The sequence below is a fragment of the Motilimonas cestriensis genome (genome assembly GCF_021295315.1).
GTDB lineage: Bacteria > Pseudomonadota > Gammaproteobacteria > Enterobacterales > CBDFNC01 > Motilimonas > Motilimonas cestriensis.
In genome coordinates, this window is the sequence record NZ_JAIMJA010000007.1 from 1 (window position 1) to 12891 (window position 12891).

Annotated in this window: 12 protein-coding genes and 2 pseudogenes; 9 read left to right on the forward strand and 5 right to left on the reverse strand. The window is 42.2% G+C overall.

The annotated features are described in order from the left end of the window. Both K6Y31_RS08215 and K6Y31_RS08220 read left to right on the forward strand, forming a co-directional pair. A partial coding sequence (locus K6Y31_RS08215; protein ID WP_233052484.1) for a hypothetical protein occupies window positions 1-206 on the forward strand: 206 nt, incomplete at its 5' end. Between the two features lie 306 nt (window positions 207-512). Next, window positions 513-839, forward strand: a pseudogene (locus K6Y31_RS08220) (transposase); the annotation flags it as partial. 15 nt (window positions 840-854) lie between these two features. Here the strand turns inward: K6Y31_RS08220 and K6Y31_RS08225 are convergent. Both K6Y31_RS08225 and K6Y31_RS08230 read right to left on the reverse strand, forming a co-directional pair. After that, on the reverse strand, window positions 855-1481 hold the full coding sequence (locus K6Y31_RS08225) for a LysE family translocator (RefSeq protein ID WP_233052318.1): 627 nt from the start codon (window positions 1479-1481) through the stop codon (window positions 855-857). Between the two features lie 6 nt (window positions 1482-1487). Then, window positions 1488-2246, reverse strand: a complete 759-nt coding sequence (locus K6Y31_RS08230) for a 2OG-Fe dioxygenase family protein (protein WP_233052319.1) — start codon at window positions 2244-2246, stop codon at window positions 1488-1490. A gap of 242 nt (window positions 2247-2488) precedes the next feature. Here K6Y31_RS08230 and K6Y31_RS08235 point away from each other — a divergent pair. Continuing rightward, window positions 2489-3586, forward strand: a pseudogene (locus K6Y31_RS08235) (ISAs1 family transposase). Continuing rightward, window positions 3580-4377 carry a DUF4113 domain-containing protein gene (locus K6Y31_RS08240; protein WP_233052320.1) on the forward strand — a complete coding sequence of 266 codons (798 nt, stop codon included), beginning with the start codon at window positions 3580-3582 and terminating at the stop codon, window positions 4375-4377. Before K6Y31_RS08235 ends, K6Y31_RS08240 begins: the two are co-directional and overlap by 7 nt. On the opposite strand, the gene K6Y31_RS08245 is transcribed toward K6Y31_RS08240, so the two are convergent. Further along, on the reverse strand, window positions 4374-5243 hold the full coding sequence (locus K6Y31_RS08245) for a LysR family transcriptional regulator (RefSeq protein ID WP_233052321.1): 870 nt from the start codon (window positions 5241-5243) through the stop codon (window positions 4374-4376). The genes K6Y31_RS08240 and K6Y31_RS08245 overlap by 4 nt on opposite strands. Window positions 5244-5384: 141 nt before the next feature. Here K6Y31_RS08245 and K6Y31_RS08250 point away from each other — a divergent pair, with 141 nt between their 5' ends. The 3 genes from K6Y31_RS08250 to K6Y31_RS08260 all read left to right on the forward strand — a co-directional run bounded on the left by K6Y31_RS08250 (window position 5385) and on the right by K6Y31_RS08260 (window position 7785). Then, entirely contained in the window at window positions 5385-6383 is a 999-nt protein-coding gene (locus K6Y31_RS08250; protein ID WP_233052322.1) for a glutathione S-transferase family protein, read from the forward strand. Further along, a complete protein-coding gene (locus K6Y31_RS08255; protein ID WP_233052323.1) occupies window positions 6373-7146 on the forward strand; it encodes a DODA-type extradiol aromatic ring-opening family dioxygenase in 774 nt (257 codons plus the stop codon). The genes K6Y31_RS08250 and K6Y31_RS08255 overlap by 11 nt, the downstream gene beginning before the upstream one ends. An 84-nt stretch (window positions 7147-7230) precedes the next feature. Then, complete coding sequence (locus K6Y31_RS08260) at window positions 7231-7785, forward strand: DUF2058 domain-containing protein (RefSeq protein WP_233052324.1); 555 nt, start codon at window positions 7231-7233, stop codon at window positions 7783-7785. A gap of 55 nt (window positions 7786-7840) precedes the next feature. Here K6Y31_RS08260 and K6Y31_RS08265 read toward each other — a convergent pair whose 3' ends face one another. Together K6Y31_RS08265 and K6Y31_RS08270 are read right to left on the reverse strand one after the other, a co-directional pair. Further along, window positions 7841-9007, reverse strand: a complete 1167-nt coding sequence (locus K6Y31_RS08265; protein WP_233052325.1) for a PilT/PilU family type 4a pilus ATPase — start codon at window positions 9005-9007, stop codon at window positions 7841-7843. 51 nt (window positions 9008-9058) lie between these two features. Continuing rightward, on the reverse strand, window positions 9059-9946 hold the full coding sequence (locus K6Y31_RS08270; protein WP_233052326.1) for a hypothetical protein: 888 nt from the start codon (window positions 9944-9946) through the stop codon (window positions 9059-9061). Window positions 9947-10184: 238 nt separating this feature from the next. On the opposite strand from K6Y31_RS08270, the gene pdsR reads away from it, so the two are divergent. Further along, window positions 10185-10883: a proteobacterial dedicated sortase system response regulator gene (gene pdsR, locus K6Y31_RS08275; protein ID WP_233052327.1), complete on the forward strand. Its 699-nt coding sequence runs from the start codon at window positions 10185-10187 to the stop codon at window positions 10881-10883. Next, window positions 10880-12889 (forward strand): ATP-binding protein, encoded by a 2010-nt coding sequence (locus K6Y31_RS22420; RefSeq protein ID WP_233052328.1) that lies wholly within the window; start codon window positions 10880-10882, stop codon window positions 12887-12889. The genes pdsR and K6Y31_RS22420 overlap by 4 nt, the downstream gene beginning before the upstream one ends. Window positions 12890-12891 lie beyond the last annotated feature (2 nt).

Here is a 12891-nt window from a genome sequence, read left to right on the forward strand (position 1 = left end):
TTAAGCAATTGAATAAATTGATGAGTAAGCCATTTGCTTGTGAGGAAGATGCCAATCTGGCCGTTGATGAATTCAAAAAGCAGTCTGAGTTGCTTGGTTTTGAACAAACCAGCATTAGCAAAGCGCCGAGATGTACGAATTATTTTATTCCTAAATTGGCTGCGGAATGTCGGTTAAATGACACATGTTGGAATTTTTCAAGGTAAATAAATTAGACGAAGATAAGAAAAATAGTTTCAGTTTTACTGTTGGTCAGGATATCTTGAAAAAGTAGATAGATGAATGCCCCCTCTGGCAGGATAGATAAGTTAACTTGTATATAGTTAGTTAATGGAGTCAGTTATGAAAAATACTATTGTGGACGTATCCTTTCGTTCATTGAAACCTGCAAAAACGCGGGATGGCATGCTACTCGACACTGAGACAGATAATCGATGCCGTGATCCGGAAACAGCCTCACCCTGATGTATTCGACCTAATGGATGAACGTCAATACTTCGCTGGTGAATAGTTACATTTCCGATGGTTTAGCCTACTTTCGGGGAGTAGAAAAAGCAGACGTTTTTCATCAAGCGATTGTCACGGGTGGTGGTGCAGATTGCGTCGAGCTACCTTACTTTCAATGGGTTAATACAGTGATTAGTAATGTAAAAAACTCAATGCATGGCACTTATCATGCCATCAACAGAAAACACTTACCGCGCTACCGTGGTGAGTTTTGTTTTAAGTTCAATAGGCGCTTTAACCTTGAGAAAATGCTCGAACAGCTTATTTTCTCAAGTATTCAAACAGCACCGATGCCAGCTAGGTTGCTCAAGCTAGCTGAGGTTCGGTGGTAATAAAATTTATCTATATCAACTCATGATTATTTTAGCCGCTAGTAAGCAAAGTATTGTTCCCATCACTCGTTCGATCCACACTTTAAACGTTTCTATCCGAGAAGTGATCGCTTGGGATGATAAAACAACAGCAACAATTATAAACCAGATTAAATGGGCAATACTTATAATGGCACCAAAAATTACTTGCATATAAATTGGTGTTTCAGGCGTTACTACTTGCGTAAAAATACTTAAAAAAAACAAGGTTGTTTTTGGGTTTAAGGCATTAGAAATAAAACCTGCTTTAAATGCTCTAGAATCAGATAGGGTTGCTTTAGATTCTTGATGGTCATTATTTTTTCCATTGCCTTTTTTATGCAACAATCCCTTAATACCTAAATATGCTAAATAGAATGCCCCAGCATATTTGATCAATGAATAAAGAAATTCGCTTTGGGATATGATTAATGCAATACCTGCTAATGAGTACATTACATGTAACCAAATAGCTACACTAATCCCAAAAGATCCAATAATCCCTGCTCTTCTTGAGTAAATTAAAGAATTTCTCGTAATCATAGCGAAGTCTTGGCCGGGACTTATAACCATTACAATAGCAATTGATGTGACAGTTATTATCGCTCCTAAATATTCATGCATTAATATTTACTCCATTTTTTTAAATGTTAAAACTAACATGTCTCGAATTCCATTTCGGTCATCTGTCACTGGAAATATTCCTGAAACACCATGGAACATTTTTGTATCATCAACGTAAGTAGCATCACCTACCTTCATCTCAAATTGGCATAGTTCTTTTTGGTGGTTATCATAAATGGTTGAAATTCCGCCTTTAATATTATCTTTGTGGATAGGCATCATGAATATATAAGAAACACCATCTTTATTAATTCCTTCTGGGGTAGGCTCTCCATGAAATTCATTATTTGCGATAATTCTAAATTGATGTGCTTCGATATACCAAGAAGACCAGTTTTCATCTAAGTTATTAATCTCACATAAATTGAAAACTTTTAGTGCATGTTCGATAATTTTACCGAAAGAATTGGAGCTGATTACATTATCGTCAATACATTTGTACCATCGCTCTATGTCCCCATTTAATGAGTTATAATCATAGCTTTGATAATGTGGGGTGTTGTGAATCTGGACAATATGATTTGTATATTTATCACTCTTTAAAACAGCATGTTTTCTATATCTATACTTACCACCATCCATCATGTATGTATCAAGTTCTAATTCATTCCATGATTCGGCGAATTTAAACCAATCACTTTCAATTGTATTGAATACGCTGTTATTCTTTGCACCCACAAAAAAACAGCCATTATTAACTATTTCATCAGTAATCTGATTGCAGCTAAATTTTATAACTTCGTTAGTTTCTACTTTTCCTTCCATTATACCTTCACGTTAACAAAATAAAACATTTAGAAAAAGTTTATAAATAATTGTGCAACGTCTATTTATTTCAGTCAAGTGAAATAAATAATATTAAAAACCTGGTTTTATTGTAGTTTTTTTGGTGGAGATTGAAGGTTAGGATGTTAGCAGGGTGCAGGGTGGGATCGCACTTTGAATTTACATTGAACTTTCCCTTAACATCATGATTATATAGGAAAATCAATCATCAGAATTACACTATGTCTCTTTTTCAGCATCTTTCAATGGTAAAAGAAAATCGTTCACACATTAATCAGCGCCACGACCTCGTTGATGTCCTCTTTTTGGTTCTGACCGCCGTCGCTTCAGGCAACGATGGCTGGGCTGAAATACAGCAATTTGGTGAGTTTAAGATTGACTGGCTAAGAAAGTTTCGCCCTTTTAAAAATGGCATCCCAAGACGCCATACTATCGCTCGCATCATGCAGGCCGTCAGTAATGACAGTCTGCAATTATGTCTATTTAGTTGGATTAATGAGATAAGAGTGCAAGCAGAACAATCAGTTATAGTGATTGATGGGAAAACACTTCGTGGTGCGTCTAAACGAGCAGAGCAGCGCCTACATTCAGTGGCTGCTTATGACATCGACAATGGCCTCGCGTTATTTCATGAAGTATGTCCCGGTAAAACCGGTGAAATCATAGCCGTTCAACAGCTCATCACGATGCTCAATATCGAAGGCGCATTACTTACATTTGCGCTTAATACCCAGCGAAAAACACTGACTGATATTACCGAGCGCAAAGGCGACTATGTTGCCCAAGTGAAGCTAAACCAACGGGCACTGCATGATTTTGTAGTGAAGACATTTGATGAAGCGTTTGAAGATGATGAAAGTTTGCCTCAATTTGAGAGCGTAAATAAAGGTCATGGCCGAGTAGAGAAGCGCATCACTTTTCATATTCCAGCTAACTTACCGCCTGAGTAGGAAGAGAAATGGCCTTCGGTCAAAACGTTTGTCGCAGTTGAGCGACATCGAAAAGACAAGAAATCCAATGTGCTCGATACCAGTTTCTTTGTGTCATCTTGCGAGATTGACGCAGAAAAAATGAGCAAAGTCATCCGAGGGCATTGGCAAATTGAAAATAGTTTGAATTGGGTTTTAGATGTTGTTTTTAAAGAAGATGCTTGCCGCGTTTATGAAGAGGAAAGCGCTAAAGCCCTGTCGAGCTTACGACGAATAGTTCTTAATATGGCGAAATTGGAAACCACTCAGACTCGCAGTATGAAGAGTAAAATTCATCGCGCATCCCTGAGTGATGAATACCGCGAATTATTGATTTTTGGCAAATGTTAAAAGCTGTTAACAAAGTACGCTCCGATCCTGCTATCCACACCATTCAGCAGCGCCAAACTATTTTAATGCAAATGCCGCCGCAAGATATTTGGGGTATCGGTAGGCGCATAGCAAAACGCTTACCATTACTTGCTGTGAACAATGCTTTTGAGCTCGCGCAAATGAAGCCACATTTTGCCCGTGCACATTTTAATACTGAAATGGCCAACACCGTGCAAGAGCTCAATGGCAAGGCCGTTAAAACATGGGATCAAGTTAGGGCAGATAAGCAGCAAATATTCTCGACGCGAAGTTTTGGTAAGCGCGTCACGGATGCACAGTCATTAAATCAAGCCTTAGTACAACACGGCGCCATTGCCGCAAAAAAGGCGCGCGAGCAAGGCAGCTTATGCCACACTATGATGGCCTTTGCAGCCTCATCACCATTTGATGACAAGCCAAAATCATTTAAATACTTTCATCATTTCCATGTTGCTACCAGTGATACCACAGTGATAGCTAACACCTTAACTGAAAACTTAAATAAACTATTCCAACAAGGCGTTCCCTACTACCGTGTTGGCGTCGGGTTACTTGAACTAGCGAATCAGCAGCATCAACAACTTGATATGTTCGACACGAATAAAAATAATCCCGCCCTGATGCAATGTATCGACACCATCAATGCCCGCTTTGGTCAAGGTGTTACCGTCGCAGGCGAAGGGATCAGTAAGCCTTGGTCAATGAAGCGCAATTTCTTATCGCCCCAGTACACCACACGCTGGCAACACATTCCTAAAATTCGCTGTTAACTCAGATGATCAAGTAACGCGCTGACTTTTTGGGTTAAGTAGTCACGATGTGGGTAGATTGCATAAACGCCCATAGACGGCAAGGTGTAATGAGGCAGAACAACGACTAAAGCCCCACTTTCTAGAAACGAAGCGGCGGCAAATTCAGGAAGCAAGGCGATACCAATACCAGCAGCAGCCGCCATGGCCGCAGCGGCTGCACTATTTACTTCTAACTTAGCACTAACACGAACATGTTCGGTTTGGCCATCTCTAACAAAAAGCCATTTAGCGCCTTCGCGACGATTAGTATCGACAACACACGGTAACTCAGCCAGCTGAGTAATAGCTTCAATTGGCGCGTGGCAAGCAATAAATGCCGGGCTCGCAACTAACATTTGCTGACATAGCCCTATTTTACGAGCAATCATATTAGAATCATCTAACTGACCAATGCGAAAAGCTAAATCAAAGCCGGCGGCGACCAGATCAACGTAGTGATCATTAAGTACTAATTCAATTTTAAGTTGTGGATGCAATTTCATAAAAGAAGGCAGCTTTGCCATTAACGTCGTTTCTGAAAAAGTATGAGGCGCGCTAATGCGTAATCGCCCTGTTAACGGATCACTCACGCTCGTGTTGAGTTGAAATAAGCTATCAACTTGTTCAATTATTGCCAAAGCATGCTGATAGACACTTGCGCCCTGTTCAGTAATATGAAGTGCTCGCGTGGTGCGGTTAAACAAACGCAGGTTGAGTAAAAGCTCAAGTTGAGCAACCTGCTTACTGACGATGGATTTGGTTTTCCCTACATGTCGCGCCGCCGCAGTAAAACTACCCCGCTCCACGACGGCAATAAATGTGCGAAACAGTCCTAGTTGATTCACTTTATTGTCTCCTTTTAGTAAACAATATTTCCATAATAACCAGTATTGTTTATAAAAGTTAGATGCAAAATACTGACATCAACAAATTGATGCAGTAATGAGCACTAAGGTTAAGCACGATGAGTGCTAAAAGGAGAACGTATGTTAGTTAATGGACGCTGGCAAGCCGCTTGGGATCCGTACCAAAAAGCAGACGACAAAGGCAACTTTACCCGAGAAACTGCCAGTTTTAGACATTGGATAACACCTGATGGCTCGGCAGGTCCAACGGGTAATAAAGGGTTTAAGGCTGAAGCAGGCCGGTATCATTTATATGTCGCATATATTTGCCCGTGGGCGTCACGCGTACTGGCATTACTGAAACTAAAGCAATTGGAACATGTTATTTCTATCAGCGTGGTCGAGCCATTTTTAACCGACTTTGGTTGGAGCTTTGCTGGTGTTGAGTCACGCCATGTTAGTGGTGCCACTGAAGACCATTTACACCAAAAACCATACTTATATCAACTCTATTTACTCGCTGAGCCTATGATGACGGGCCGTGCAACGGTGCCCGTATTATGGGATAAAAAACAAAACACCATTGTCAATAATGAGTCTGCTGACATTCTAGCAATGCTGGACCATGCCTTTGAATCATGGGCAAAAAAGAGAACGAATTTACGCCCTATCGAACAATTAGATCAACTAAACCAGCTCAATGAATACTTATATACAAAGTTAAATAACGGTGTTTACCGAGCAGGCTTTGCACAATCGCAGCAAGCGTATGAAGCAGCGGTTGAAGACGTGTTTGATGCCCTCGAAGCGCTAGAAAATAGGCTATCCGATGGTCGGCGATTTCTACTTGGGCTGCATTTAACAGAAGCTGATATACGGCTATTTGTCACGCTTATTCGCTTTGACTGTGTCTATTTCGACTTATTCAAATGCAATATTAAGCCAATCCGAGACTACAACTGGTTGAGTCAGTATTTGTTCCGCTTATTCTACGACCTTAAATTAGGCGAGACGGTTCATTTTGATCATATCAAGCAAGGCTATTATTCAGTTAAAGCACTAAACCCAAACGGTGTTGTTCCTAACGGACCCAACGCTGATATAACCATAAGTAATCAGGAAAAATACCATGACCACTGAAATAGCCCCCGTTCTTTTCCTCTCCCACGGCTCTCCCATGCGTGTAATTGAACAAAGTGCAGCAAATTTCTTTTTAAGGGAGCTAGGCCAGCACATAGCTAGACCTAAGGCGATTGTCATAGTGTCACCTCACTGGGAAACGCAAGGGGTAGCATTTACCCAGCAAAATCGCCTAGAGACAATCCATGACTTTTGGGGCTTTCCTCAGCCCTTAAATGAAATTAATTATCCTGCACAATCAGCCGATTGGTTACAAAATAGCCTTTCTAACTGCCTCACCGCGCAAAATATTAGCCACCGCGGTATCGCAAGAGGGCTCGATCACGGTGCATGGTCAGTTTTATACCTCATGTACCCAAAAGCTGACATTCCTACTGTGGGTCTAAGCCTGCCTAGAAACTTTAGTTTAAGTCAATTACATCAATTAGGAGGGGCATTAACACCCCTTCGTGAGCAAGGGATCATGATCGTCACAACAGGGATGGCAACACATAACTTGTCTGAATTTTCGTTAACAGGTGAGCCCTGTGAATGGGCAAAGCTATTTAGCCAATGGCTGAAACACAAGGTGGCGACCAATGACATGGCAAGTTTGCTGCAATATCGAAGCCAAGCACCGGCTGCGACGTTATCACATCCAACCGATGAACACTTGCGGCCACTGTTTATTGCTCTCGGCGCAGGTTCAGGGGGTAAAGCGTCATTAATTCATGAGTCGTGGGAGCTAAAAAATGGCAACAACGCCAGTTGGCAATGGCAATAATAGCGGTAAATAAGTTTCCGTTAGCCTTTCATCTAAAACGCGGTAAAATGCCATCAAGTTTTGTTTCATTGTGGATTTACTCTTATGTCATCATTAGCAGATCAGTTATTAAAATCAGGCCTAGTGTCCAAGCAAGCAGCGCGCAGTGCGCAAGCTGAAAAACGTAAGCAAAATAAACAAAAAAAGAAAAAAGGCACCATTGAAAAGACCGAAGTACAGCTTGAAGTTGAAAAAGCAGCGCAGGAGCAAAAGCTCAAAGACGAGGCGCTGAACGAGCAAAAAAGAGTCGCTGCAGCAGCAAAAGAGCAACAAGAGCGTGTTAAGCAGATTATTTTACGTAACGCCCTTAAAGACATCGAAGGTGAAATTGAATATAAATTTACCTTTGCCAACGTGATCAAAAAACTATGGGTAACACCTAAGTTACAACAAGATTTAGTGAAGGGCCTGTTAGCCGTTGTAACGGTAGATGACCGCTTCTATATCGTATTGGACCAAGTGGCGCAGCGTCTTAATACCATTGATGAAACCGCTGTAGTATTGCTGCACGAGAAAAGTGAGGCTACCCAAGCGCAGATTGATGAAGAAGTGGATGACCCTTATGCGGGTTATGAAATTCCAGATGATCTAATGTGGTAATAAATAACAATATCACCGATGAGTCCGAGATAATCCCGGACTCATCGCAAAGAGCCTACAAATCAGGGTCTTCCGGATCATCCATTGGCTCTAAACTCAGTGATAAACCAGACGACGTCGTCATGGTTTCACCATCTGACGTATTTTCTTCTTCACCTTGACCTTTGTGGTATAACTTAAAGCGCAAGCGTAAGTTATTTGGTGAATCTGAGTATTTGATCGCTTCTTCTTCAGTAATACGCCCTTCAATCGTCAACTCAAACAAAGCCATATCAAAAGTTCTCATGCCGAGCTCTTTCGATTTTTCCATGATCTCTTTGAGTAGGCCAAAATCTCCTCGGCGCACCATGTCTCGTACTGTCGGGCTGCCTAACATCACTTCAACTGCCGCGCAGCGTTTACCATCAACAGTGGGGACTAAGCGTTGTGATACAAACGCACGCAAGTTATTGCCTAAATCATTAAGTAGTTGTGGACGGCGCTCTTCGGGGAAGAAGTTAATAATACGATCGAGTGCTTGGTTGGCGTTATTAGCGTGAAGTGTCGAAATAGCCAAATGGCCGGTTTCGGCAAATGCCAAGGCGTGCTCCATGGTTTCGCGATCGCGGATCTCACCAATAAGTATGACATCAGGCGCTTGGCGTAAAGTGTTTTTTAAAGCCGCATGAAAGCTTCGCGTATCTACCCCTACTTCACGTTGATTAATAATACTTTTTTTGTGCTGGTGAACATACTCAATGGGGTCTTCAATGGTAATAATATGACCACCTTGAGTGTTATTACGGTGATCAATTAATGCAGCCAGGGATGTCGACTTACCCGAGCCTGTACCACCCACAAATAAGACTAAGCCGGTTTTGGTTAAGATAACCTCTTTGAGCACTTCCGGCAGTTTAAGATCCTCAAACTTGGGAATGTCCATTTTGATGTTACGGGCAACAATGGAAATTTCATTACGCTGCTTGAAGATATTGACACGAAAGCGCCCAACACCATGGATCGACAAAGCCAAGTTCATTTCTAGCTCTTGGTCAAAAATAGCTTTTTGCTCACTGTCCATTATGGAATGAGCAATCGCTTCTATTTTACCTGGCTCAAAACGCGCTTTATCAATGGGTTTAAGTACACCTTGGAACTTACCACAAGCGGGCGCGCCGGTAGATAAATAGAGATCAGAGCCATCGTTACTTGCTAAGATCTTTAGCATTTGTTCAAACTGCATTGTTTACTCCAAGCCCAACAACTAAATGGGCCAAAATGATTAAATAATAGATTATCGAGCTTGCCCAGCAGCTTTGATCAAGGGATCAAACTGGGCCTTAAATTGCAACATAGCCTGCTCCGTAGCCTGAGTGAGTTGCGGGTTTTTTAACTCAATCAGATTCCGCTCGGTTAAGTTTAATTTGGCTAGTGATGAACCAAATTGAGCTTCAAACATTTTATGGTAATCCCCTGAATCATAAACTCTTTGCAAACCTAATGACAATCGTTCGGCGAGCAGTGGATTGGCTTTATTAACAAAATAAAATAATGGAAATGGATAATAAAGCACAATGTTATTTTCAATCACGAGACCTTTACTTGGATGGCTGGCTAATTCCTGAACAATTTCATTGGCACCACGTGAAAAACAATCAAATCTGCCAACACTCAATTGATCAAATAAGATAGCGTATTTGGTACTTTTCCAAAGCGTTAAACCGTTCGCTTCCATTATTGACGTATCAGGCCAATCTTGATGCTGGCCAATCACCAGATGAGAATCAATTAGCTGCCTTAAGGTGGCCAAACCATTAAAGCGAGACTGTTTTCCATTTTGAATCAGGCAAACGCGATAGCCTAATAGCGTCCCAGTAACGGGAAAACGCACCGGCAGCGCAATACTTTCACGGAACTTGTTTGGCCCAAACACAGCAATATCAATGGTGGGTTGCTGGGCTAAATGGCGAATCACTCGTCCTTGCTCCATTGGATCGGTGGGCACCAATTCATAATCGCCATACTCATTTTTGGTTACATCTAACGCTTTAATCAACAGCTCTGGTACGATGCTGTTAGGGTGCGAAAGTAATTGCTCCCACACCACAATTTTTTCTTTCTCAGCCCACGCACTAGCGCTAAAGATACAGGCTAAGAGTAAACAACTTCTTAATAAAACCATATACTTGCCTTAATTCATTACGAATAAATTCTATCTGCCAGAATGGATCATCGTTACCGACAATAGTGTCTTTATTAAATAATATTAGAACGAACCGACCGAAGTAACCTTAATAACAATTGATTAACGTGATCTTGCTGGCAAACTAACGGGATAAAATGTGGCTATTTTATTATCAAGCAAAGCTGCTAACATACCTGCTGTAAATCACTGATTAATAGTAAGTAGGAAAGATTGAATGAAACGCCAAATAGCGTTAGTTGAAGATGAGGCGGCCATTGCAGCCAATTATCAGGCGGCCTTTGAGCGCTTGGGGTTTAACGTTAATATTTATACCACACGTGCTCAAGCCTTAGATGAGTTTGCCTGTAACGGCTTGCCCGATTTAGCCATTATTGATGTTGGGCTAGCCGACGAGTATGAAGGCGGTTTTGATCTTTGTCGTCAGCTACGGGAACAATCAGCCACCCTGCCGATTATATTCCTCACCGCCAGAGACAGTGAACTGGATGAAGTATCTGGCTTGCGCTTAGGGGCAGATGATTATTTAACCAAAGATATTAGCTTGCCACAGATGATCGCGCGCGTAAAAGCGCTACTGCGCCGCGTTGATGCGCTAAACAGTCAAATAAACTCACCGAGTGATTCATTAACGCGCGGAGCAATGGTAATCGACAATTTAACCATGACCATCAGCTGGCAAGGCCAACCGGTGGAGTTAACGCTGACCGAGTTTTGGATCGTACACGCCCTGGCGAAATATCCCGGCCAAGTAAAATCAAGACAACAGCTTATGGACGCCGCTAATGTGGTACAAGATGACAACACCATCACCACACACATTAAGCGGATCAGACAAAAATTCAAATCACTTGATCAGTCCTTTGATCACATCCGCACCGCTTATGGTATGGGTTATCGCTGGAGCGCGGAGTGAAATTAAAAAAACAGCTGCTATTTATTTCTATCTTAATGCTAGGGCTACCTTGGGCAGGCTGCCAGAGTATGCAGGAAATAACCCAAGTATTGGCGCGCAGCCAAGAAAACCTGTTAGAAAATACCCTCAGTGCAGCCAGTTTAGTGTTAAGCAATCAAAATGAGACCATCACATCGCGCCATCATCACACCTTAGGCCCGGCCATCTACGCGGTGCCGGCGCAAGATCAAATACAACTTGATGGTTATCAAAATGATTGGCAGCAACCCATTCCACCGCACTATAAATTGGAGCAGGGCCAACGCGAGCTCGACATCGCCGCCCAGTATAGAGATGACTATCTGTACCTGTGGATCGCCACCCGCACCGACCATAATCGCTTTGCTCGCCCGGGCAGTAGTGAATGGGAACAATTTACACTTAAAGGGCTTTCTAATCAGGCACAAATTAGCGAATACACGTTAACAACATCCGGGTCTGGGCAGTTTTATTTATCTAGCACAGCAGGCAGTGACCATACCCGTTATCGCCATCTTGGCTATTGGCGTGAGACGGAACAAGGCGCACAAATAGAGCTAAAACTTCCCCTAAAACAATTTAATCAAGGGCTAAGTCTAGACTGGCAAATATACCAAAACAATAAACAAGCATTTAACCTTGGCACCCAAAATACGTTTAGACCTCTACTGCATCAAGACGATCAAATAACGCAAATGCTTGCGCCAGTGATCCAACAAGGCATTGAAGTATACTTAGTGGATCAACAAGGCTGGCTACTGAGCCAAGTAACCGGAAAGCGCATAAAAAATGACACGCCGGGCTTTTGGCTAATGGAAAAAATCTATGCTTGGCTGCTCGACACTAGCGCCCTACCAGAATGGCGACCATTGTTTGAACGTAGCCAGCTGGTTTATCCGCAATTTATCAGCCAGTTTCAACAAGCAACTTGGTTTAGAGAAGGTTATCGCAGCCATTTGTTAATGGTTCAGCCATTGCAAATTGATCCGACGACGACCCATTATTTATTAGCGACTCAACGTGGCGAGGTACTCATCCGCTTGGCAGGCTCAGCCTTTAACCGATTGTTTTTTATTAGCCTATTTGCATTTGTCATTACCGCCGGCGGATTGTTTGCATATGCCAGTTGGCTAACATGGCGAATCAATAAACTGAGCGCCAGTGCACTGCAACAATTACAGCAAGAGACAGAATTTTCCGGTGAACTACCATTGAACGCAAGTAAAGATGAACTGGGCAGTTTATCCCGTAGTTTTAGCCAGCTGTTAGCCTTGAAGCAACAGCAAACCGACTATCTGAGCAGTTTAGCCGCTAAACTGTCTCATGAAATTAGAACGCCATTAGCCGTGATCCGCTCCTCCATCGACAACCTTACCCAAGGCCAACATTTGGATGAAGAGCAAACCACGTATATTCAACGGGCTAGCAATGGATGTATTCGTTTGAGTCAAATGATCACCGCCATGAGTGAAGCTAAGCGGCTTGAACAAAGTCTTAACGACTTTGAGTTAGATACCGTATCACTCAATGACATGCTGCAAGAATTAAGCACCGCCTATCAGCATACTTGGCCATCACAATCATTTGTATTTATAGACCAAACTAATCGACAGATAATAGCAGAGATCTATCCCGAGTTACTGGTTCAGGCATTGGATAAGTTGATCGACAATGCCATTGACTTTGCTGAGCCAAACAGCAAGATAGAATTGATCTTGTCTGACAATGAACTAGATTGGCAAATAGACGTATATAATCAAGGTAGTTCAATACCAGAAAAGATGACGCGCACTATCTTCGATTCACTGGTTTCAGTGCGTAGTACACCAACAGAGAAAGCCCATTTAGGCTTAGGTTTATTTATTGTCAGCATGATAATGAAGCATCATAAAGGCACTTTTAGCGCGAAGAACACACGACAAGGCGTGGCTTTTTCACTTAACTTCGCCCATTTTAGTCGCCTTATCCCGAAACGTTTAGATAAATAGTG